The organism is Proteus faecis (genome assembly GCF_003144395.1).
GTDB lineage: Bacteria > Pseudomonadota > Gammaproteobacteria > Enterobacterales > Enterobacteriaceae > Proteus > Proteus faecis.
Genome location: NZ_PENZ01000007.1, coordinates 21,225 through 42,939, shown reverse-complemented (window position 1 = coordinate 42,939; position 21,715 = coordinate 21,225). Strand labels below are relative to the sequence as shown.

Here is a 21,715-nt window from a genome sequence, read left to right as displayed (position 1 = left end):
TAAAACTCTCATTGTTATCTCATTAAGTGATGAATTTCTATGAAAAAAAACGATTGAAGTAACCATATTGTATCTATGGATATTGTTATTCTAAGAAATGATTAACAAGTAATTATAATTATTAACAATATAATGAACTATGGTATTATTCAATTTTAAGGCAATAAATGAATAACATTATAAATATAAATGGTAAATCCATTACTGAGGTAGAAGATGAAAATTTCAAGGAGAAAGCTGCTTTTAGGTGTTGGTGCTGCGGGTGTTTTAGCCGGTGGTGCTGCATTAGTTCCAATGGTGCGCCGTGATGGCAAATTCGTTGAAGCTAAATCTAGAGCATCATTTGTCGAAGGTACAGAGGGTGCGCTGCCTAAAGAGTCTGATGCAGTGATTATTGGTGGTGGTATTCAAGGTATCATGACTGCTATCAACCTTGCAGAACGTGGCATGAGTGTCACTATTTTAGAAAAAGGCGAGATTGGTGGTGAACAATCTGGCCGTGCATACAGCCAAATTATTAGTTATCAAACATCACCAGAAATTTTCCCATTGCACCATTACGGGAAAATCTTATGGCGCGGAATGAATGAGAAAATTGGTGCTGATACTAGTTATCGTACACAAGGTCGTGTAGAAGCGCTTGCCGATGAAAAAGCATTTGATAAAGCTCAAGCGTGGATCAAAACAGCAAAAGAAACTGCAGGATTTGATACACCATTAAATACTCGCATTATTAAAGGTGAAGAGTTATCAAACCGTCTTGTTGGTGCTCAAACACCATGGACTGTTGCTGCTTTTGAAGAAGACTCAGGTTCTGTTGATCCCGAAACAGGAACACCTGCATTAGCACGCTACGCTAAACAAATTGGCGTAAAAATCTATACCAACTGCGCGGTAAGGGGCATTGAAACTGCTGGTGGTAAAATTTCTGATGTTGTAACAGAAAAAGGCGCGATTAGAACATCTCACGTTGTTCTTGCTGGTGGTATTTGGTCACGTTTATTTATGGGTAACATGGGCATTGATATTCCAACGCTGAATGTTTACTTATCACAACAACGTGTATCAGGTGTTCCTGGCGCACCTCGTGGTAACGTGCATCTACCAAATGGTATTCACTTCCGTGAACAAGCCGATGGCACTTATGCTGTCGCACCGCGTATTTTCACCAGCTCTATTGTGAAAGATAGCTTCTTATTGGGGCCTAAGTTCATGCACTTATTAGGTGGTGGTGAGCTACCATTAGAATTCTCTATCGGTGAAGACTTGTTTAATTCATTCAAGATGCCAACATCTTGGAAATTAGATGAAAAAACACCGTTTGAACAATATCGCATTGCAACAGCAACACAAAATACTGAGCACTTAGATGCGGTATTCCAAAGAATGAAAGCTGAATTCCCAGTATTTGAAAAATCACAAGTTGTTGAACGTTGGGGTGCTGTTGTTAGCCCAACCTTCGATGAGTTACCAATTATTTCTGAGGTTAAAGAATACCCTGGTCTAGTCATTAATACGGCGACGGTATGGGGTATGACCGAAGGCCCTGCAGCAGGTGAAGTGACTGCTGATATCGTAACGGGCAAAAAACCAGTTATTGATCCAACACCATTTAGTATGGATCGCTTTAAGAAGTAAATAACCCCTTGTTTTACTGTAAATTAAACATGTTAAGGAGTTTTCATGCGTTATAAAAATCTACTTGTTGCCCTGCCTTTTATCTTTGGTGTAGCAAGCGCGAATGCGGAGGGTGTTGTGCACCATAAATTAAATGGTATGCCTATTTCAGAATCTGTTGAAGTGAGTGCAGGTAACAATCTTGTATTCTTAAGCGGTAAAGTACCTGCTAAGAAATCAGCAGATGCACCAGAAGGTGTATTAGCATCTTATGGTAACACTGAAGAACAAACGATCAGTGTATTAGAACAAATCAAAACTCACTTAAATGAACTTGGCCTAGACATGAAAGACGTTGTTAAAATGCAAGTCTTCCTAGTTGGTGGTGAAGAAACTAAAGGTGAGATGGACTTTAAAGGCTTTATGGATGGTTATTCTAAGTACTTTGATGCTTCGAAAACTGACCAACTGCCAGCACGTTCAACTTTCCAAATCGCTAAACTGGCAAATCCAGCATGGCGTGTAGAAATTGAAGTGATTGCGGTTCGTCCTGCAAAATAAGAACGATAGCTTTTACTCAATTTCGACGTAAAACATAATCGATTAAAACGCTAGAGAAGGGGGACTTTCTTTGGCGTTTTTTTATGGTATCGATATGTTATGGCGATATGTCGATAAAATGCGTTTTTATAAACATATGAGCTGGTCTCCTAAAACACCCTATAATGATCTACCACTATTACCAGCAGATCTGGAACTTATTGAAACACGTGAAATATTGAAAGCGTGCATCAATGTGCGCTCAGCAATTACTGAATTAAAAACAGTAAGAGAGTTAATTCCTGATCAGGAATTATTGATAAATATCCTTCCAATATTGGAAGCAAAAGACTCTTCACGTATTGAAAACATTGTAACAAGTGTTCAGCTTTTTCAGTCTATTGATTATCAAGTCGGCGCTGATCCCGCAACCAAAGAAGCACTTCGTTATCGTACTGCTGTTTATGATGGTTATACTCATCTTGAAACTTATCCACTTTGTACCAACACGGCGATAGCAATCTAATCTATATTTTAACTACTTTCACCTTGAATAAACTTCACTGGAATAACAGAGACATTATCTGTTATTTCTTTATTCTCAATTAATGTACTAATCACTTCTACGCTTTTTTCAGCTAGCTTTTCAAAGGGTTGTTCAATACAAGTTAATTGGCGCAGTGTTTGGTTTAACCAAGGGCTGCCATCATAAGCAACAATTTTTAATTGTTCTGGAATGGCAATATTTCGCCTTGTTGCTTCATTAAATAATGCCATGGCAGGAATATCAGCAGCAAAAATAGCATCGATATCTGAATGCAAAGAAAGTATTTTTGTTGCGAAAGAGTGAAAATAGTCTTTCTCTTCTTCTTTCCAATTTACTTTGCAAGGAATAGGTTTAATACCTGCCTGAATAAGCGTTTCTTTAAAGGCTAAACAGCTTTGATATGAAGGGGTTGATGATAAATAACTTGAGTTATCTTCAATATAGAGGATTTTTTGGCAACCTTTTTGAATAAGGTGTTCTGCTGCTAATCGACCACCAGTGTGGTGATCAGAACAAACTAATGGAATATCACGAAGATGACGATCTAGTGTTACCACGGGTCTTTGAATATGCTGATATTCACTATCATCCAATAATAGATATTCTGCAATAATACCGTCGATCTGACCACGTTTAAGCATATCAAAAAATATACGCTCACGTACTTTGCTATTTTGGGTTGCACATAACATCATGCTATAGCCATGTTCAGCGAGTTTATTTTCAATAAAACGTGTCACTGTCGCAAAATAAGGGTATTCAAGGCTATTAATAATGACACCAACAACGGCACTTTTTTGTTGATATAAATTTCTTAGCCAAGTATCAGGAATATAATCTAATTCCTCTACCGCTTTTTTTATTTTTTCTCGTGCAGCTTGAGACACATAACCACTGTTATTTAATGCTCTGGAAACAGTACTTGCTGCGACATTGGCTTTTTTTGCGACATCACGGATCCCGGCCATTGAATATGCTGTTGCTCCTTTTAATTCGTTGATGTCCTAATATATCTTAATATGATTATGACAAACCCATCTTTATTGAGGTAATTGTGTTTTTTTAGTATGAGCTATTTCACATTTTAGTATGTTAATTACCTTACCCTCCTTTTTAGTGCTTATAGTATCTTATATTAAATATGGAACAGTTCCATATATGCTAATTACCTTGGTGAGGTGAATATGTCTAATACTTGGTGGAAAGAAGCAGTGGTCTATCAAATTTATCCTAAGAGTTATTATGATAGTAACGGGGATGGTGTTGGAGATTTAGCGGGGATCACAGAGAAGTTAGATTATATTCAGTCACTCGGTACAAATGTTATTTGGCTATGCCCTATTTTTAAATCGCCAATGAAAGATAATGGTTATGATATTGCTGATTATTCTGTTGTCGATCCTATCTTTGGTGATAATAATGCGTTAGATAAACTGATTAGCGAAGCTAAAAAACGTGATATTAAAATTTTATTAGATTTAGTATTAAATCACACTTCTGATGAGCACCCATGGTTTAAATCGGCAATTGAAGATCCTAATAGTCCATATAACGATTATTATATTTTTAAACAATGGGATAAGCCGACTCCTCCTAATAATTTACGCACTTATTTTGATTGCTCTGTTTGGAGTCGTGTTGGAAAAACTAATCGCTGGTACTTTAATTCATTTGGTCCGGAACAACCTGACTTAAATTGGGAAAACCCACAATTACGTAAAGATATTATCGACATGATAAACGTCTGGATCAAAAAAGGTGTCGCAGGATTTCGCATTGATGCGATTGGTAATTTAAAAAAATCCCCTGAAGCTTTATCTGAATATCAATTTGAACCTGATAAAGATGATGGTTCTGCATCTTTAGTGCCTTGGGTTTTAAATCAACCAGGTATTGATAAGTTCTTAACTGAATTAGCTGAGAACACGTTTAAGCCTGCAAATAGTATGACGGTTGCAGAAATTGATGTGCCTGAGAAAGATTTACGTGCTTATGTTGGTGAAAATGGTTATTTTTCCATGGTATTTGATTTTAGTATTGCTGACTTAGATATTCGCAATGAAAAGCCATTCACTATTAATCCAATTACAGGTGAAAGATTGAAACCTGTATTTATTAAAAGCCAATTAGATACTCAACGAGTAGGCTGGGGAGCACCTTATTTAGAAAATCATGATCAACCTCGCTCATTAAATAAATTCCTCCCTAAAGGAGACATTAATCCTATTAGTGCCAAAATGTTAGCGACATTTTTATTAACTCAACGAGGAACGCCTTTTATTTATCAAGGGCAAGAAATCGGTATGACAAATTGTCCTATGACATTAGAAGAACATGATGATTTACATGTTTTTAAATTGTATGAATGGGGTAATAAATTAGGTTATAGCGATAAGCAAATCATTGAATACTTTAATCACCGTAGCCGTGATAATTCAAGAACACCTTTCCAATGGAATAGTGAATTAAATAGTGGCTTCAGTACAGCTAAACCATGGTTAAAAGTTAATCCTAACTATGTCGATATTAATGCACAGAGAGAAACACAAGATAATCACTCTCTTTTCGCTTATTACCAGCAATTGATCGCATTAAGACGTCATTCAGAGATCAGTGATATTTTGATTTATGGTGAGTTTTTTCCATTAGATGCACCAGAAAATGTGATTGCTTTTAAGCGTACTTATAAAGGTAACTCAATCAATATTTATTGTAATTTTAGTGGTGAAGAAAAAGCACTAACCATTAAAGCTAAGGATATCTATTTGCATAACAGTCCAATAGTGGAAAATGCACAAGGTGATCTTATCCTTCAACCTTATCAAGCCATTATTTTTGCTTAATTTATTCTATGTAATTGATAATAAGCGCCTTTATAGGGCGCTTTATTATTTGCGATTTTTATTTCGTCGGTTTCAGCCAATCTGCAATAAATTCAGCAATAGCCTCGGGTGCATTGATATCTAGTAGTGGAAAATCCACTCTTAAATCACAATCACTGGCGACGGCAATAACATGCTCATCAAGTAAATCATTAAAATCACGCTCGTTGATATGGCGATAAAGTGCAATTTTAGGAATGGTTTCGCCTTTAAATCCTTCAACTAAGATTAAATCTAGCTTACTTGCATCAAAACGAGATGCGAGGTAATACAAATCTAATTCTGGTAGTTCTGGTGTTTCTGTCATTAATGCCCAGCGTTGTTGGCTTGCGACTAATGTCTGATCTGCTCCAGCTTTTCTTAGTTCATAGCTGTCTTTACCAGGCTTATCCACATCCATATCATGATGAGTGTGTTTGATCATGCCTACACGAATTTCTCTTTTGCGTAATTGTGGAATCAGTTGTTTTAGTAGTGTTGTTTTACCGGTTCCACTCCATGCCGTGATCCCTAAAAGGGGGAGATCAACTTGTGCCATATTTTTCATTCCTATTTTTTTAATTTATTGGCTTTTTCAATATCGTCAGGGGTATTTAAATTAATAAAAGCACTTGCTTGATCCGCGAATAAAACCGGGTGTGCATTTATTTGCTTCATAAATAACATTAATTTTCGATCACCTTGTGCTAAATAAGCTTCTAGCATAGGAATAATACGACGATTTAGCAGTGCTAAGGTAGGATGTTCTCTTTCACCATCATCAACATAAACGGCTAATGCTTCGCCTCTTTGCTCATAGAGTTTTTCAACTAAATTAAGAGGGAAATAGGGAACATCGCAAGGTACAAAGGCAACCCAAGGTGTTGGGGCTTGCTTTAATAATGTGAGCATGCCAGCTAAAGGCCCTGAAAATCCTTCTATTTCATCTGTAATAACAGGATATTGGCTTTGGCGATATTGTTCTAAATTGCGGTTAGCACTAATCAATATGCTATCAACTTGAGGTGCTAGTTTTTGGGCTATATGGCGGTATAAAGGCTGTCCATGTAGAATTTGAAGCCCTTTATCAGCTCCACCCATTCGTGTCGCTTGACCACCTGCAAGTATACCACCTGTAATATTCTTCATTTTCATATTCAATATTTGTGAATAAATTGGCTAAAATTTCCGAACGATTTTTATCAAATAAAGACGATATACTAATAAAAAATATCGACATCATGAGATTTCATGTAAAGCGACAGCAATTTTTATCAAAAAAGCGTAATATTTACGCATATTGACAGAGGTTTCCTTTTTCTATCGGATAATAATTGGTACTTTGTTGTTGTAATTAATAATAAGGATTTTTTGTATGAAATGTCACCGTCTTAATGAAGTTATGGAATTACTGCACCCAGTTTGGGAAGAAAATTCTGATTTAAACTTAATTCAATTATTGCAGAAACTGGCTGATGAAGCGGGTTTTAAAGGTCAATTATCTGATCTGACTGATGATATTTTGATTTACCATCTGAAAATGCGCGGTTCAGCGCCGACAGATGTGATCCCAGGACTGAAAAAAGATTACGAAGAAGATTTTAAAACCGCCATTTTACGTGCTCGTGGTGTGATTAAAGATTAAATTCAGGATAGAAAATGGAAATGTCTGCCTCATTTAATTTTCAGGGACTGACACCTGACAACATTTGGGACGCGTTAGTTAAAATTGGTTTTTATCCTGAGTCAGGGTTAACAGAATTAAATAGCTATGAAAATCGTGTTTTTCAATTTATAGATGAGCATCGACAACGTTATGTGGTGAAATTTTATCGCCCCCAACGCTGGTCGTATGAACAAATAAAAGAAGAACATGAGTTTGTTTTAGCATTAAAGGAGGCTGAGGTATCTGTTGCTGCTCCTTTAATGATTAATAGTGAAACAGTTCATCTTTCTGATGGTGGCTTTTATTTTGCAATATTCCCTAGTATAGGGGGAAGAGCATATGAAACTGATAATTTATTTCAGTTAGAAGAAGTTGGACGCACATTAGGGTGCATTCATCAAATAGGCCGAAAAAAGAGTTATGAATATCGACCGACAGTTTCTACAGCAGAATATCTGATAGCGCCAAAATTAGAATTTGAAAGTAGTGCGTTAATTCCTAATAACCTGAAACCTCAATTTATAGAGGTTATAGATAAACTTATTCATGATGTACGTCCTAAAATAGGGGACTCTGCATGGCAAATGTTACGGCTACATGGTGATTGCCATCCCGGTAATATATTGTGGCGTGATGAAGTTGTAATGGTTGATTTTGATGATTCCCGAATGGGACCTGCAGTACAAGATTTTTGGATGTTATTAAACGGCTCACGGCAAGAGCAGGTTATACAATTAGATACGATCCTTGAGTCTTATTATGAATACCAAGATTTTGATTTACGTGAATTGTCATTAATTGAACCATTAAGAGCAATGAGAATGGTGCATTATCTCGCGTGGGTATTAAAACGCTGGAATGATCCTGCTTTTCCTCGCGCTTTTGTTTGGTTTCAAGAAGAAGATTTTTGGTTTAAACAATTAGCCTTATTCAAGGGACAAGTGGAGCAACTAAATGAGCCTCCTTTACAACTTAGTCCAATGTATTAATTCTTAGGAGACGATGAGAAATGAAAAAGATTTGGCTGGCGTTAGCAAGTATGGTGTTAGCATTCAGTGTTTCTGCCGCTGATATATCTGAAGGAAAACAGTACACTAACCTTTCTAAACCTGTTGCATCTGCGCCTGATGTTGTTGAGTTTTTCTCTTTTTATTGCCCACATTGTTATCAATTTTCTGAAGTGTATAAAGTCAATAGTACTGTTGAAAAGAATGCACCAGAAAATACTAATCTTGTCCGCTATCACGTTGATTTCTTAGGGCCTTTAGGTAAAGATTTAACACGTTCATGGGCTGTGGCAATGGCCTTAGGTGTTGAAGATCAAGTTTCTCCTGTTTTATTTAAAGGTATTCAAGAAACTCAATCTATTCGTTCTGTTGACGATATCCGTAATGCCTTTATTAAGGCTGGCGTTAAAGGCGAAGATTATGATGCTGCAATGAATAGCTTTGTGGTGAACTCTTTAGTTAGCCAACAACAAAATGCTGTTGCTGATTTCCAAATTAATGGTGTTCCTGCCATGATAATTGGTGGTAAATATAAAATGAAAAATGATGGTATCAGCGCAAAATCACCAGAAGAGTATGCAAAGACATATTCTGATATTGTGAATCAGTTATTGCTGAAAAAATAATATAGGCTTAACTTTTCCCATATGGATTAAGTAAAAGTATATAGATATTTATATGAAAAATAGCACTCAAGAAATAGGAGTGCTATTTTTTTACTTTCATAATTTTGTCATAATATAACTATCCACATTAATAAAAAATACAGCGATTAATTTATAATATCTTAATAAATTCGCTAAGTGATTGATTTTTTACTTATGTTAACAAATTGAAAAGAAAGCTAACTTATTAATATAGAGAGGGTTACAAAACTACTCACAGAGTTATCCACAGGTTGTTTTGGTGTTGGTTAGAAAATAAATTCTTAATAAAAAAGATGACACTAATATGAACGTTAATATTAATGATGAGTAAATGGCTCTATCTTAAATACTTTCTAAATTACACAATAAGTTTACTGTTTATTCTTTGTTTTTAATTCAAGCCAGATTAATGGGTATGTACTCTGACAAAAATGACCTTAATAAATATTAACTTATCATTCATACTTATTCTTTTTGTTAAGTTCGATTAATAATAAATAATTGAGTATTTAAGCCGAATTTCTGCATTTAAGAACAGGTAATATTCGTCTATTGGGCTGTGATGTGGCATTCTAGTCATATCAACGAACCTCAGAACAATGATGAACAGATTATGGTCCAGATAGCAGAAAACCCCTTTATCCTTGTAGATGGCTCCTCATATCTTTACCGCGCCTATCATGCATTTCCACCACTAACCAATAGCCAAGGTGAGCCAACAGGTGCGATGTACGGCGTGTTGAACATGTTACGTAGCCTGATAATACAGTATAAACCAAGTCATGTAGCGGTTGTGTTTGACGCTAAAGGTAAAACATTCCGTGATGAGTTGTATGAGGAATATAAATCTAATCGCCCTCCGATGCCGGATGATTTACGTGAGCAAATAGCGCCTTTACATGAGATGGTGCAAGCAATGGGTTTACCATTGTTATCTATTTCAGGTGTGGAAGCGGATGACGTTATTGGAACATTGGCACTAAAAGCGGCAGCAGATGGTCGTGATGTTTTAATAAGTACTGGTGATAAAGATATGGCGCAATTAGTGACGCCAAAGATCACGCTAATTAACACCATGACCAACGTTATTTTAGGCCCTGATGAAGTTAAAGAAAAATATGGTGTTCCTCCTGAATTGATTATTGATTTTCTCGCATTAATGGGCGATTCGTCCGATAACATTCCTGGTGTTCCGGGAGTGGGGGAAAAAACGGCATTAGGCCTTTTACAAGGGCTTGGTAGTTTAGATGATATCTATCAACAGCTTGATAATATCGCAACGTTGAGTTTCCGTGGCGCTAAAACACTTGGCGCTAAAATGGCAGAGCATGAGAAAGTGGCAAAACTTTCTTATAAGTTGGCAACAATTAAAACGGATGTTGAACTCGATAAAACGTTTGATGATTTAGTGGTTAGTGAGCCAAATTTAGAGCAATTACTAGAGATGTTCACGCGTTATGAATTTAAACGCTGGATAAGTGATCTTCAAAATGGTGGGTGGTTAGCACAACGTAGCACACACAAAGTTGCTGTGCCTTACACCTCTGAAGCCGTTAAACCGAAAGAAGCCTCTGTATCAGCTAATTTCCCTGTTATTACACAAGAGAATTATGAAGCTATCTTGACACATGAAAGCCTAGCGCGATGGGTTGAGCTTCTCAAAAAAGCACCTGCGTTTGCATTCGATACAGAAACGGACAGCTTAAACAATATTGATGCGCGTTTAGTGGGGCTGTCATTTGCTATTGAACCGGGTAAAGCGGCTTATATTCCATTACGTCATGAGTATTTAGATGCACCAGAGCAACTTCCTGTTGATGATGTGCTAGCGGCATTAAAACCTATTTTAGAAGATAAGAACATTCTAAAAATTGGGCAGAACTTGAAGTTTGACCGTGGCATTATGGAAAATGAAGGTATCGAATTAAACGGTATTCATTTTGATACGATGTTGGAATCTTACATATTAAATAGCGTAAGTAATCGACACGATATGGATACTTTGGCTGAAAAGCACTTAAATCATAAAACCACAACATTTGAAGAGATTGCGGGTAAAGGTAAAGGTCAACTGACTTTTAACCAAATTGAGGTTGAGCAAGCAACGTTATATGCTGCTGAAGATGCCGATATTACTTTATTACTCCATCAAGCGCTATATCCTCAAATAGAAGCTATTGAGCCTCTTAAACATGTTTACTGCGATATTGAAATGCCATTAGTCCCAGTGCTTTCTAGAATGGAACGCAAGGGAGTATTAATTGATGCTCAAGTGTTAGCAGTTCAATCTCAAGAGATCACACAGCGTTTAGCTGAAATTGAAAAAGAGACGTTTGCGTTAGCGGGGCAAGAATTTAATCTCTCTTCACCTAAACAGTTACAAGAAATCTTATTTGATAAACTGCAATTACCTGTTATCAAGAAAACCCCAAAAGGGGCACCATCTACCAATGAAGAAGTATTGGAAGAATTAGCGCATAGTCATGAATTACCTCGTTTAATTTTAGAGCATCGTGGTCTGGCGAAACTAAAATCTACCTATACGGATAAATTGCCATTAATGGTGAATAGCAAAACGAAACGTGTACATACTTCCTATCATCAAGCGGTGACGGCAACGGGGCGTTTATCTTCTCGTGATCCAAATCTTCAAAACATCCCAGTAAGAAATGAAGAAGGACGCCGAATTCGCCAAGCATTTATTGCGCGTGAAGGTTTTAAAATTGTGGCTGCCGACTATTCACAAATTGAATTACGGATCATGGCGCATTTATCGCAAGATAAAGGTTTGTTAGATGCCTTTGCTCAAGGTAAAGATATTCACCGTGCAACGGCATCTGAAGTATTTGGTATTCCTTTAGAGGAAGTAACCTCTGAACAACGTCGTAGTGCGAAAGCGATCAACTTTGGTCTTATTTATGGCATGAGTGCATTTGGTTTATCACAACAGATTGGTGTTGAGAGAAGAGAAGCTCAGCGTTATATGGATCTTTACTTTGAACGTTATCCTGGTGTCTTGGACTATATGGAACGTACACGTAAACAAGCTTCTGAACAAGGCTATGTTGAAACCTTAGATGGTCGTCGCCTCTATTTACCAGAAATTAATTCAAAGAATGCAATTCGCCGTAAAGCGTCAGAGCGTGAAGCGATTAACGCGCCAATGCAAGGTACAGCGGCGGATATTATCAAAAAAGCAATGATCGCTGTGGATAATTGGATTTGCAATCAATGTCCTGCTGATGTGCATATGATTATGCAAGTACATGATGAATTAGTGTTTGAAGTGCGCGAGTCTTACCTAGAGAACGCAAACACCATGATCCATAAATTGATGGAAAGTAGTATGGAATTAGCTATTCCGTTGAAAGTTGAAGTGGGTGTTGGTAATAACTGGGATGAAGCACATTAATTTTTAACTGGGTTATCAAATTTCTGTGTACTAAAAGAAAAAGCTCGGTTAATACCGAGCTTTTTTATGTCAAAACTTATCAAAATGTGAAAAAGAGATAAGTGAATAATTAAGCAACTTGTGAGTCTAGCAGTTTGCTCAATTTCTTCTGTTTTTTCTCAATACGTTGACGTTTTAACGGAGATAAATGGTCAATAAAGAGTTTACCATCAAGATGGTCTAACTCATGTTGAATGCAGCCTGCAAACAAATCAGAGGCTTCTAGTTCAATTACATCACCATTTCTATCCAATGCCTTAACCTTTAAGAAACGGTAACGCTGTGTTGGCGCAAAAGAATCTGGAATAGATAGACACCCATCCATCATATCCATCACTTCATCTTCAGTGCTGATAATTTCAGGATTGATAAGTGCAATCGGTTGATCTCGGTTTTCAGAAACATCAATTACAACAATGCGTTTAGATACATTAACCTGAGGTGCTGCTAAGCCAATACCTCGTTCTGCATACATGGTTTCAATCATGTTATCGATTAATGTGCGTATTTCGTCATCTACTTTTTCCACTGGTACTGCGACTCTGCGCAGACGCTCATCTGGAAAACGCAGGAGCGGTAATACAGCCATGGATACCTCATTTTATCGCTAATTACATATTTACTACGGTCTCGCGATAAGCGTATCACAAAATCATTAAGGAGAAACCGCACCTTTTGTGTGATTTGTTCTATTTTTAATCATATTCATGCGAGTGATTAAAGTCTCATAATTATGTAATTAAACTACATTTATTTATGATTTGAATACATAAATACATAGCTGAATCGTGTCTGCATGTGAAAAAAAATTACAAAAGGGCTTTTATTAACCAATAAAATAGAGTACATTATCTCTCGTAGGGTACAGAGGTAAGATGTTCTATCTTTCAGACCTTTTACTTCACGTAATCGGATTTAGCTGAATATTAGCTGCCCCAGTCGACTTTATTTCGACTGGGGCATTTTTTTATCTAAAATTCACTGATATGGTTTGTGCGAGAAGTGAAAGGGAAAAGTGATTTCCCTTTTATCAAAAGAAGATCAGAGCGCTATCGTTGAGAAAAAGAAGATAATTAGGCGTTATCATCATTTATAGGTTGCTCTTCTGAGCCTGAAAACCATTCATTAAGCGTGTTACGTAGTTTATCAATGCCAATTTTTTTCAATGATGAAAAATATTCTACGCGGATATCACCTACTTTATTTGCTAGTTCTTCACGTACGCTCATGAGCTGCTTTTTACGCGCGCCTGATGCTAGTTTATCTGCTTTAGTCAGTAAAACGAGAGTAGGTAGCTCTGAGCCTACAGCCCAGTCAATCATTTGCATATCGAGATCTTTTAATGGATGACGAATATCCATTAAAATAACTACACCTTTTAAGCACTCTCTTTTTTGTAGGTATTCACCTAAAGAGCGTTGCCATTTACGCTTCATTTCCTCAGGAACTTGGGCATAGCCATAGCCTGGTAAATCGACTAAGCGTAAACCTTCTTCAATTTGAAAAAGGTTGATTAATTGAGTACGGCCTGGGGTTTTACTGGTTCTGGCTAATCCGTTTTGTTGGGTTAACGCATTTAAAGCACTGGATTTACCGGCATTAGAGCGACCCGCAAAGGCAATTTCAATTCCTGAATCTGGCGGTAAATGACGGATATCAGGTGCACTGATGATGAAATGTGCTTTTTGGTAATTAAATTGGGTCATTATGGTATAAACCTCTCTGAAATAATGCGGCTTTTCATGCATACTCATTTCAATTTTGCATGAAAATGAATATCTAAAATATTTATTTGCTCTATTTTGGCGCAATTTAATGACTTATAACAGCGATTAAAAATTAAAATTTACTCTGTTATAACGTAATTAGACTTATTGAGCGTAAATAAAGGTAAATGATTGGCACTATTTACCTCAGCGAATTAGAATCGCTGCATATTAAGTAAGTTGTAGACTATTAAAGTAAAGGATCCCTGCATGTTAAAACGTTTTCTTGTCACCTTCGTTACCGCTTGCACTTTAACAACAGCGACTTTTGCAATGGCAACGGGAGAAACCTTCGTTAAATTAGTCACCTCTGAAGGTAATATTGAAATATCACTGGATAATAAAAAAGCGCCAATTACAACGAAAAATTTTATTCAGTATGTTGAAGATGGGTACTATAACGGCACTACTTTTCATCGCGTTATTCCTGGTTTTATGGTTCAAGGTGGTGGTTTTACTGCTGATTTACAGCAAAAACAAACCAGAGCGCCAATTAAAAATGAAGCCGACAATGGATTACGTAATGTAAAAGGTTCTATTGCCATGGCGCGCACGTCAGATAAAGACAGCGCAACCAGCCAGTTCTTTATTAATGTGGCTGATAATGCATTTTTAGATCACGGTCAACGTGATTTTGGCTATGCTGTTTTTGGTAAAGTTGTGAAAGGAATGGATGTAGTTGATAAAATTTCACAAACACCGACTCGGAATATTGGACCTTACCAAAATGTGCCAGTAAAAACGGTCACTATTTTATCTGCGGAAGTTGTAAAACAATAAACGCATTATTAGGATAGGATATTTACTTATTCTAATAAGATAGAAAGCATATAAACCGGAATGAATGTTTTCATTCCGGGGGTTTTAGTACGAAAAAAATATTTTTATCCTTCTTTTTTTCGTGTGATCTCCTGCAATAAGTATTCATTACACTATTAATCACTCTATTCATCATCAATTATCGTCATTCTTGTTATTGCGCAATAAACCAGCAGGTTTTCTTGCTTACTATTCATATTTTATACCTGTGCTATGATAATCGGCTTTGTTGTACCCAAGTCGGTTAAACAACGAGCTATTTTGGCAAATCTACACTCGCTTTAAAATAGTAATAAAATAGATAATGATAAGAAAATCAGTCGGATAGGCTAATATGCTGTTACTTATTGATAATTACGATTCGTTTACTTACAACCTCTATCAGTATTTCTGTGAATTGGGTGCTGAGGTTGTTGTTAAGCGTAACGATGAGATCGGACTTAAAGAGATAGAAAAGATGATGCCAGCACATCTTGTGATCTCGCCAGGACCTTGTACTCCTGATGAAGCTGGGATCTCTCTTGAGGCTATACAGCGGTTTGCCGGTGAAATTCCTATTCTTGGTGTTTGTCTTGGACATCAAGCAATAGGGCAAGCTTTTGGTGCGTCGGTTGTTAGAGCGCGAGAAGTGATGCATGGTAAAAATTCATTAATACATCATAATCAACAAGGTGTTTTTAAAGGGCTTAATCGACCGTTAAGTGTGACGCGTTACCACTCTTTAGTGATTGATGCGACAACATTGCCTGTACCTTTTGAAGTGACGGCATGGAGCCAACATGATGGAAATGTTGATGAAATTATGGGAATTCGCCATCGTACTCTACCAATTGAAGGGGTTCAATTTCACCCGGAAAGTATTTTAAGTGAACAAGGGCATGAGCTATTAAATAATTTCCTTAAATATTAAATGGATAGCATTTAAATAGTGAAATAACGTCTTTTTATACAAAACCACATTTGATTTTTTATTCATATTTAGTGATTATATTTTCATATTGAATGTGAATAACGATCAGGTGGGGTAATGACAAAGCAAAGCATTAACAGGGCAACTTACGATCAAGTAATGTTGCCAATTTATTCACCCGCAGAATTTATTCCTGTCAAAGGGGTGGGGAGTCGTGTTTGGGATCAGCAGGGAAAATCGTATATTGATTTTGCTGGTGGTATTGCTGTTTTAGCATTGGGGCATGCTCATCCGGCTCTAAATCAAGCCTTGAAAGAACAAAGTGAAAAACTTTGGCATGTTAGTAATATTTTTACTAATGAACCTGCATTACGTTTAGCTCAAAAATTAATAGATAACACATTTGCAGAACGTGTCTTTTTTGCCAATTCTGGCGCAGAAGCGAATGAAGCAGCATTTAAATTGGCTCGCCATTATGCCATCACTCGCCATAGTCCTTATAAAACTAAAATTATTGCTTTTCACCATGCATTTCATGGCAGAACGTTGTTTACAGTATCTGTTGGTGGACAACCTAAATATGCCGATGGTTTTGGCCCTAAGCCCGCTGATATCGTACATGTTCCTTTTAATGATTTAGAGGCTGTTAAAGCAGTAATAGATGATCACACATGTGCCATTGTTTTAGAGCCAGTTCAGGGTGAAGGTGGCGTAACAGCAGCAACACCTGAGTTTATGAGAGGGCTACGAGAGTTGTGCGATAAGCATCAAGCTCTGCTTGTCCTTGATGAAGTACAAACAGGTATGGGGCGTACAGGTAAGCTTTTCGCCTATATGAACTATGATGTGACACCCGATATTATTACAACTGCAAAAGCGCTAGGGAGTGGTTTTCCACTCAGTGCGATGTTAACAACAGATGAGATAGCTTCTGTCATGGGCGTAGGGACTCATGGTACAACTTATGGTGGTAATCCATTAGCTTGTGCAGTGGGTAATGTTGCATTTGATTTAATTAATACATCTGAAGTACTTGAAGGTGTAGAAAAGCGTTATCAATGGATTGTGGATGAACTGGTGGCAATCAATCAAACGTATAATGTCTTTTCGCAAATTCGAGGACAAGGTTTATTGATTGGTGCACAATTGGCACCGCAATATGAAGGTAAAGCCAAAGAGTTACTCGGTCTTGCAGCCAAACATGGTTTAATGATGTTAAACGCAGGAGCCGATGTGATGCGTTTTACACCATCGTTAATTATTACTCAAGAAGAGCTACAAGAAGGAATGGTGGCATTAAAAGCGGCTATTGCAGAATTTGTAAAAGGGTAGTATCAACGAAAAACCCCATCAACGAAGATGGGGCTTATACAAAAGTATATCAATAGCCCTTTTATGGGCTATTGTTTGTTCGAGAGGGAAACTTAGCGAGTCCCGTAAACAACGATAGTTTTACCGTGTGCGGAGATCAAGTTTTGATCTTCCAACATTTTCAGAATACGGCCTACAGTTTCGCGTGAACAACCAACGATTTGACCAATTTCCTGACGTGTAATTTTAATTTGCATGCCATCAGGATGCGTCATTGCATCGGGTTGTTTTGCTAAGTTTAATAAGGTTTGTGCAATACGACCTGTTACATCAAGGAAAGCAAGATTACCTACTTTTTCTGATGTCGTTTGTAATCTGTTCGCCATTTGAGCAGAAAGGCGCATCAGAATATCAGGGTTAACCTGAATTAATTGGCGGAATTTTTTATAGGAAATTTCTGCTACTTCACAGGCTGTTTTTGCTCTAACCCATGCACTACGTTCTTGATCTTCTTCAAATAATCCAAGTTCACCGATGAAATCCCCCTGATTTAGGTAGGAGAGGATCATCTCTTTTCCTTCTTCATCTTTAATAAGAACAGCCACGGAACCTTTAACAATATAATAAAGTGTTTCCGCTTTCTCACCTTGGTGGATCAGCGTGCTCTTGGATGGATATTTGTGAATATGGCAGTGTGACAAAAACCATTCAAGAGTCGGGTCTGTTTGCGGCTTGCCGAGAACCATTCGCGTTATCCTCTGTACGTTAAATGCAGCCTTTCAAAACGGATAGGTTCCCTTTTGAGACAGCGTGCTTAAAAATCCTATCTTTACCTATTAACTTCCTGAGAACACGGTAAGTTAATATGGAATAGATTATAATAAATGAGAAAATAATGCATTGATCTTAACCACTATCATCAAGCAGATATTGTTTTTAACACAATTAGTGCATTAAGTCTCGTTTTACGCAGTCAGCATAATAAACCTATTTGCTAATTGCTAGTTGAATTATGAGAATGTACTCTTTTAGTTTCTGTCATCTTTAGGGGAAAATAAATGGAAGCGAGAGTTAAGTGGGTTGAAGATTTATCTTTTGTCGGTGAATCTTCATCTGGCCATCAAATTATGATGGATGGGAATTCAGGAGATAAAGCCCCAAGCCCAATGGAAATGGTTTTAATTGCTGCGGGTGGGTGTAGCGCTATTGATGTTGTAAGCATTTTACGAAAAGGTCGTCACCAAGTGACTGATTGTGAAGTAAAATTAACATCAGAACGACGTGAAGAAGCTCCTCGTTTATTTACTGATATCAATTTACATTTTATTGTTTCAGGTAAAGAGTTAACGGATAAAATTGTAGAACGAGCGGTTCAATTATCGGCAGAAAAATATTGTTCTGTTTCTTTAATGCTAGGAAAAGCAGCCAATATTACGCATTCATTTGAAATAAAAAATGCTGACTAATTTTGATATTTTAAAATAAAGTTTAATTTGAAAAATAATATCCCTTAATTAATGGGATATTATTTTTATAGAGATAATTTTTATTTTGGTTAACTTATCTTTTCGCCATTTAATAATTTTTTGACTAATGGCGCCATAATTAATTCCATCGCTAATCCTAATTTCCCTCCTGGTACAACAATCGTGTTTATTGTCGACATAAATGAGCCATGTAGCATTGCAAGTAAATAGGGAAAATCAATATCGGTTAAGCCTCGAAAACGAATAACAATAAAGCTTTCATCCAGAGTGGGAATTGCTTTAGCAGAAAAAGGATTCGAAGTATCAACAGTTGGGACTCGCTGGAAATTAATGTGAGTGCGTGAGAATTGAGGAATAATGTAGCTAATATAATCATCCATTGAGCGTACAACTGAGTCTCTTACTGCCTCTTGCGAGTGTCCTCTTTCTGTGGTGTCTCGAATAAGCTTTTGTATCCACTCTAGGTTTACGATAGGAACAACACCGACCAATAAATCAACATGTTGAGCTACATTATGCTCGTTGGTAACAACGCCACCATGTAATCCTTCATAAAAGAGAACATCAGTATTATCGGCTAAGGGTTCCCAAGGGGTAAATGTTCCTGGTAATTGATTGTAAGGTGTTGCTTCATCATAAGAGTGTAGATATTTGCGAGATTGACCTTGCCCAGTATCACTATATTGACTTAATGTTTTGCTCAGTAAGCTAAAATCATTTGCTTCAGGGCCAAAATAACTGATATGTCTACCTTGTTCTCTGGCTTTTCTTATCGCCATATCCATTTCGGGACGGGTATAGCGATGGAAACTATCGCCATCAATCAATGCGGCATTTGCATTGAGTTGTTGGAATATTTTACGAAAAGCTTGGCTTGTTGTGGTAGTTCCTGCACCACTTGAGCCAGTCACTGCGATGATAGGATGCTTGATTGACATAGGTTATCCTTTTGCTAAATAAGGTTGGCCCTTATTGATGGCGATGCATCGCTTGCTTTGAATAACTAATCAGAGCGAAACTGCGATGCAGGCATAATATTAACGCTCTCATGAAGTTCAGACCAAACCAACACGGCCTCACCAGATTTAAGTTGTTTTTTTACGTCGGCGACTTTTTGTTCAAGCGTTTTCTCTTGGATACCATAATCAGTGCCTTCTCGTAAAACAAAACTTTCAATAAGATTATCAAGTGTCTCTGTGGAAAGCTCATTCCAAGGAATTATCATTGGGTTTTCTCCAAATAAGCGGATAACCAGTCAGGTATTCGGCTTTCAAGCCACATCACTGGTTTTGATAGTTTTCCACCAACAAATCCCACATGTCCACCAAATTCTGTAAGTTGATATTCAATATTATTGGGGAGTGTTCTGACATCAGGGATCACATCTGCAGACATAAATGGATCATCTTTAGCATGAATGATAAGCGTGGCTTTCTTTATTTTGTTTAATAAAGGTAATGCACTGCATTGGCGATAATAATCTAACGCATCTTTAAAGCCATGAATTTTAGAGGTAATAAGATCATCAAATTGGCGTAGTTTTTTGATGGATTTTATCGTCAATAAGCTGATCGGTAAGGACTCTGGATAACGAATAAGTTTTCGTGTTGCGTTATTTTTGAGTTCTTTTAACAGATACCATTGATAAAAACGAGAAAAGCCATGTTCAATTTTTGTTGAGCATGGTTCTAGCATTAATGGTGCAGAGACAATAACGGCCGCATCTACAACCGCATTTTCACCACTTTCCGCTAGATAATAGGCAAGCATATTTCCACCAAGAGAATAGCCAACCGCAGCTGTAGGTTGCTCACCCAATTCCTTTTTCAACCAATTTAAGAAGTAGCGAGCATCTTCCGTTTCACCTGAGTGATAAATACGGTTTTGTCTATTGGGTTCACCACTACATCCTCTAAAGTGCATCACAACACCTAGCCAGCCTCTCTCTTTTGCTGCGGTTAACATGCCGTGAGCATAAGGGCTGCTAAATCCACCTTCTAAGCCATGAAAGATGACTAAGCGCGGTTTATTGAGTGCCGTTGTCGGATCTTCACTCCACGCTAAATCAACAAAATCGTTGTCTGGAAGATTGAGTCGTTGCCAGTGTGGCGTCAATTGTGGCGTTCTACGTACAATTCTTGGTAAGAGCGTCTGTAAGTGTGGATTTTTAGCCCAACGCATTGGATTAAAGTATTGAGACATATTTTCCGTCTATCAAAATGAATTAACACTTGTTTGCTAAATAACATACTGCTATTTTCGGTGAAAATAAAACGCCTGTCACATTTTTGAGTCTTTATCATGACAATTAGCCTTATTTCTTCCTTAACTATTTTCCTGTTTATTGCCGCGATAACACCCGGACCAAACAACTTACTGCTTACCTCATCAGGGGCAAATGTAGGCTTTAAAGGCTCGTTAAAACTAATGGCTGGCATTATGTTAGGTATGCAATGCGTTTTATTGAGCTCTGCATTTGGTGTTGCCACTTTATTGATAATTTATCCTGCTCTGCATATCGGATTGAAAATAGTTGGGAGTACGTATTTGCTTTGGCTTGCTTGGAAAACCGCGGCACCATCTTATCAGCGTTTAGATATTCCAGCAAAAGCCTTACAGGCAGTAAGTTGGTTTCAGGGTGGATTATTGCAATTTCTAAATCCAAAAGCGTGGATGATGGGATTAGGTGCTGTAGGAAGCTTCAGTTTATCAGGCGATGCTTATTTTAGTTCGATTATTACTATTAGTATTGTTATGGTTATTGTTAATTTCGTTGCGGGTGTTGTTTGGATATTAGGCGGAACATTGATTAGCCTATTTTTACAAAGCAGACGTACATGGTTTATTTTCAATATCTTAATGGGATTATTAACGGCGCTCTGTGTACCTTTGATCTGGATAGAGTAAATTAATAAAATAGTTTAAAATCAATAATTAATAAAACTTTTTTGCTGTAAATAATGTTTTTTTAAGATTGGTTGAAATGATATCTTTTGGTATGTATCAAAAAAAGAGTATTCCGCTATAAAAAGAGAGAGCTACGATCGCCCACTGACACAATTATTCGTGTTAAAATACGACTTTAT

At 37.2% G+C, this 21,715-nt stretch carries 22 protein-coding genes and 1 pseudogene; 14 read left to right on the top strand and 9 right to left on the bottom strand.

Features of this window, described 5'->3' with window-relative positions; translation table 11 throughout:
- Positions 1-216: 216 nt before the first annotated feature.
- From DK858_RS01255 to DK858_RS01245, 3 genes and pseudogenes are all read left to right on the top strand, one after another.
- Positions 217-1,638, top strand: a complete 1,422-nt coding sequence (locus DK858_RS01255) for an NAD(P)/FAD-dependent oxidoreductase (RefSeq protein WP_006534641.1) — start codon at positions 217-219, stop codon at positions 1,636-1,638.
- Between the two features lie 45 nt (positions 1,639-1,683).
- The gene (locus DK858_RS01250) at positions 1,684-2,178 is read left to right on the top strand and encodes a RidA family protein (protein WP_109395874.1); all 495 of its coding nucleotides are present in this window, start codon (positions 1,684-1,686) and stop codon (positions 2,176-2,178) included.
- A 136-nt stretch (positions 2,179-2,314) separates the two neighbouring features.
- A pseudogene (locus tag DK858_RS01245) lies at positions 2,315-2,680 on the top strand (Fic/DOC family N-terminal domain-containing protein); the annotation flags it as partial.
- 11 nt (positions 2,681-2,691) lie between these two features.
- Here DK858_RS01245 and DK858_RS01240 read toward each other — a convergent pair.
- Entirely contained in the window at positions 2,692-3,672 is a 981-nt protein-coding gene (locus DK858_RS01240) for a LacI family DNA-binding transcriptional regulator (RefSeq protein WP_109395873.1), read from the bottom strand.
- Between the two features lie 216 nt (positions 3,673-3,888).
- On the opposite strand from DK858_RS01240, the gene DK858_RS01235 reads away from it, so the two are divergent.
- Positions 3,889-5,547, top strand: a complete 1,659-nt coding sequence (locus DK858_RS01235) for an alpha-glucosidase (RefSeq protein ID WP_109395872.1) — start codon at positions 3,889-3,891, stop codon at positions 5,545-5,547.
- Between the two features lie 58 nt (positions 5,548-5,605).
- On the opposite strand, the gene mobB is transcribed toward DK858_RS01235, so the two are convergent.
- Positions 5,606-6,124 (bottom strand): molybdopterin-guanine dinucleotide biosynthesis protein MobB, encoded by a 519-nt coding sequence (gene mobB / locus DK858_RS01230; RefSeq protein WP_109395871.1) that lies wholly within the window; start codon positions 6,122-6,124, stop codon positions 5,606-5,608.
- An 11-nt stretch (positions 6,125-6,135) separates the two neighbouring features.
- Positions 6,136-6,720, bottom strand: a complete 585-nt coding sequence (mobA, locus tag DK858_RS01225) for a molybdenum cofactor guanylyltransferase MobA (RefSeq protein WP_109395870.1) — start codon at positions 6,718-6,720, stop codon at positions 6,136-6,138.
- Between the two features lie 220 nt (positions 6,721-6,940).
- Here mobA and DK858_RS01220 point away from each other — a divergent pair, with 220 nt between their 5' ends.
- From DK858_RS01220 to polA, 4 genes are all read left to right on the top strand, one after another.
- Positions 6,941-7,210, top strand: a complete 270-nt coding sequence (locus tag DK858_RS01220; protein ID WP_023583277.1) for a YihD family protein — start codon at positions 6,941-6,943, stop codon at positions 7,208-7,210.
- A gap of 14 nt (positions 7,211-7,224) precedes the next feature.
- Positions 7,225-8,220 carry a serine/threonine protein kinase gene (locus DK858_RS01215; RefSeq protein ID WP_109395869.1) on the top strand — a complete coding sequence of 332 codons (996 nt, stop codon included), beginning with the start codon at positions 7,225-7,227 and terminating at the stop codon, positions 8,218-8,220.
- 20 nt (positions 8,221-8,240) lie between these two features.
- Positions 8,241-8,864 carry a thiol:disulfide interchange protein DsbA gene (gene dsbA, locus DK858_RS01210; protein WP_109395868.1) on the top strand — a complete coding sequence of 208 codons (624 nt, stop codon included), beginning with the start codon at positions 8,241-8,243 and terminating at the stop codon, positions 8,862-8,864.
- A gap of 634 nt (positions 8,865-9,498) precedes the next feature.
- The gene (gene polA, locus DK858_RS01205) at positions 9,499-12,297 is read left to right on the top strand and encodes a DNA polymerase I (RefSeq protein ID WP_109396015.1); all 2,799 of its coding nucleotides are present in this window, start codon (positions 9,499-9,501) and stop codon (positions 12,295-12,297) included.
- Positions 12,298-12,406: 109 nt separating this feature from the next.
- Here polA and def read toward each other — a convergent pair whose 3' ends face one another.
- Positions 12,407-12,925, bottom strand: coding sequence for a peptide deformylase (def, locus tag DK858_RS01200; protein WP_109395867.1), 519 nt, complete (start codon positions 12,923-12,925; stop codon positions 12,407-12,409).
- Between the two features lie 286 nt (positions 12,926-13,211).
- Between def and DK858_RS18545 the strand changes: the two genes are divergently transcribed.
- Positions 13,212-13,259, top strand: coding sequence for a hypothetical protein (locus tag DK858_RS18545; RefSeq protein WP_438361642.1), 48 nt, complete (start codon positions 13,212-13,214; stop codon positions 13,257-13,259).
- Between the two features lie 150 nt (positions 13,260-13,409).
- Here DK858_RS18545 and yihA read toward each other — a convergent pair whose 3' ends face one another.
- Positions 13,410-14,042 carry a ribosome biogenesis GTP-binding protein YihA/YsxC gene (yihA, locus tag DK858_RS01195; protein WP_109395866.1) on the bottom strand — a complete coding sequence of 211 codons (633 nt, stop codon included), beginning with the start codon at positions 14,040-14,042 and terminating at the stop codon, positions 13,410-13,412.
- Positions 14,043-14,312: 270 nt separating this feature from the next.
- Between yihA and ppiA the strand changes: the two genes are divergently transcribed.
- The 3 genes from ppiA (at position 14,313) to argD (ending at position 17,163) form a co-directional block, all read left to right on the top strand.
- Complete coding sequence (gene ppiA / locus DK858_RS01190; protein ID WP_072064793.1) at positions 14,313-14,882, top strand: peptidylprolyl isomerase A; 570 nt, start codon at positions 14,313-14,315, stop codon at positions 14,880-14,882.
- 373 nt (positions 14,883-15,255) lie between these two features.
- Entirely contained in the window at positions 15,256-15,831 is a 576-nt protein-coding gene (locus tag DK858_RS01185; protein ID WP_006534660.1) for an aminodeoxychorismate synthase component II, read from the top strand.
- Positions 15,832-15,948: 117 nt separating this feature from the next.
- Positions 15,949-17,163 (top strand): bifunctional acetylornithine/succinyldiaminopimelate transaminase, encoded by a 1,215-nt coding sequence (gene argD, locus DK858_RS01180; protein WP_109395865.1) that lies wholly within the window; start codon positions 15,949-15,951, stop codon positions 17,161-17,163.
- 92 nt (positions 17,164-17,255) lie between these two features.
- On the opposite strand, the gene crp is transcribed toward argD, so the two are convergent.
- Positions 17,256-17,888, bottom strand: coding sequence for a cAMP-activated global transcriptional regulator CRP (gene crp, locus DK858_RS01175; protein WP_004246872.1), 633 nt, complete (start codon positions 17,886-17,888; stop codon positions 17,256-17,258).
- A gap of 312 nt (positions 17,889-18,200) precedes the next feature.
- On the opposite strand from crp, the gene DK858_RS01170 reads away from it, so the two are divergent.
- Positions 18,201-18,608 carry an OsmC family protein gene (locus DK858_RS01170; RefSeq protein WP_072064790.1) on the top strand — a complete coding sequence of 136 codons (408 nt, stop codon included), beginning with the start codon at positions 18,201-18,203 and terminating at the stop codon, positions 18,606-18,608.
- Positions 18,609-18,697: 89 nt separating this feature from the next.
- On the opposite strand, the gene DK858_RS01165 is transcribed toward DK858_RS01170, so the two are convergent.
- The 3 genes from DK858_RS01165 to DK858_RS01155 form a co-directional block, all read right to left on the bottom strand.
- Entirely contained in the window at positions 18,698-19,567 is an 870-nt protein-coding gene (locus tag DK858_RS01165) for a phosphoribulokinase (RefSeq protein ID WP_109395864.1), read from the bottom strand.
- A gap of 65 nt (positions 19,568-19,632) precedes the next feature.
- Positions 19,633-19,854: a YheU family protein gene (locus DK858_RS01160; protein ID WP_036933921.1), complete on the bottom strand. Its 222-nt coding sequence runs from the start codon at positions 19,852-19,854 to the stop codon at positions 19,633-19,635.
- On the bottom strand, positions 19,851-20,831 hold the full coding sequence (locus tag DK858_RS01155) for a hydrolase (RefSeq protein WP_109395863.1): 981 nt from the start codon (positions 20,829-20,831) through the stop codon (positions 19,851-19,853). Before DK858_RS01155 ends, DK858_RS01160 begins: the two co-directional genes overlap by 4 nt.
- A 99-nt stretch (positions 20,832-20,930) precedes the next feature.
- On the opposite strand from DK858_RS01155, the gene DK858_RS01150 reads away from it, so the two are divergent.
- Entirely contained in the window at positions 20,931-21,536 is a 606-nt protein-coding gene (locus DK858_RS01150; protein WP_109395862.1) for a LysE family translocator, read from the top strand.
- Positions 21,537-21,715: the final 179 nt, after the last annotated feature.

Excerpts from the sequence above, each read along its gene's own strand:
- crp (WP_004246872.1), bottom strand. The coding sequence starts at position 17,888 with ATGGTTCTCGGCAAGCCGCAAACAGACCCGACTCTTGAATGGTTTTTG.
- DK858_RS01165 (WP_109395864.1), bottom strand. The coding sequence starts at position 19,567 with ATGTCAATCAAGCATCCTATCATCGCAGTGACTGGCTCAAGTGGTGCA.
- DK858_RS01250 (WP_109395874.1), top strand. The coding sequence starts at position 1,684 with ATGCGTTATAAAAATCTACTTGTTGCCCTGCCTTTTATCTTTGGTGTA.
- argD (WP_109395865.1), top strand. The coding sequence starts at position 15,949 with ATGACAAAGCAAAGCATTAACAGGGCAACTTACGATCAAGTAATGTTG.
- DK858_RS01255 (WP_006534641.1), top strand. The coding sequence starts at position 217 with ATGAAAATTTCAAGGAGAAAGCTGCTTTTAGGTGTTGGTGCTGCGGGT.
- DK858_RS01220 (WP_023583277.1), top strand. The coding sequence starts at position 6,941 with ATGAAATGTCACCGTCTTAATGAAGTTATGGAATTACTGCACCCAGTT.
- yihA (WP_109395866.1), bottom strand. The coding sequence starts at position 14,042 with ATGACCCAATTTAATTACCAAAAAGCACATTTCATCATCAGTGCACCT.
- ppiA (WP_072064793.1), top strand. The coding sequence starts at position 14,313 with ATGTTAAAACGTTTTCTTGTCACCTTCGTTACCGCTTGCACTTTAACA.
- DK858_RS01150 (WP_109395862.1), top strand. The coding sequence starts at position 20,931 with ATGACAATTAGCCTTATTTCTTCCTTAACTATTTTCCTGTTTATTGCC.
- DK858_RS01160 (WP_036933921.1), bottom strand. The coding sequence starts at position 19,854 with ATGATAATTCCTTGGAATGAGCTTTCCACAGAGACACTTGATAATCTT.
- DK858_RS01240 (WP_109395873.1), bottom strand. The coding sequence starts at position 3,672 with ATGGCCGGGATCCGTGATGTCGCAAAAAAAGCCAATGTCGCAGCAAGT.
- DK858_RS01170 (WP_072064790.1), top strand. The coding sequence starts at position 18,201 with ATGGAAGCGAGAGTTAAGTGGGTTGAAGATTTATCTTTTGTCGGTGAA.
- DK858_RS01155 (WP_109395863.1), bottom strand. The coding sequence starts at position 20,831 with ATGTCTCAATACTTTAATCCAATGCGTTGGGCTAAAAATCCACACTTA.
- DK858_RS01215 (WP_109395869.1), top strand. The coding sequence starts at position 7,225 with ATGGAAATGTCTGCCTCATTTAATTTTCAGGGACTGACACCTGACAAC.
- DK858_RS01235 (WP_109395872.1), top strand. The coding sequence starts at position 3,889 with ATGTCTAATACTTGGTGGAAAGAAGCAGTGGTCTATCAAATTTATCCT.
- def (WP_109395867.1), bottom strand. The coding sequence starts at position 12,925 with ATGGCTGTATTACCGCTCCTGCGTTTTCCAGATGAGCGTCTGCGCAGA.
- mobB (WP_109395871.1), bottom strand. The coding sequence starts at position 6,124 with ATGGCACAAGTTGATCTCCCCCTTTTAGGGATCACGGCATGGAGTGGA.
- DK858_RS01185 (WP_006534660.1), top strand. The coding sequence starts at position 15,256 with ATGCTGTTACTTATTGATAATTACGATTCGTTTACTTACAACCTCTAT.
- polA (WP_109396015.1), top strand. The coding sequence starts at position 9,499 with ATGGTCCAGATAGCAGAAAACCCCTTTATCCTTGTAGATGGCTCCTCA.
- dsbA (WP_109395868.1), top strand. The coding sequence starts at position 8,241 with ATGAAAAAGATTTGGCTGGCGTTAGCAAGTATGGTGTTAGCATTCAGT.
- mobA (WP_109395870.1), bottom strand. The coding sequence starts at position 6,720 with ATGAAAATGAAGAATATTACAGGTGGTATACTTGCAGGTGGTCAAGCG.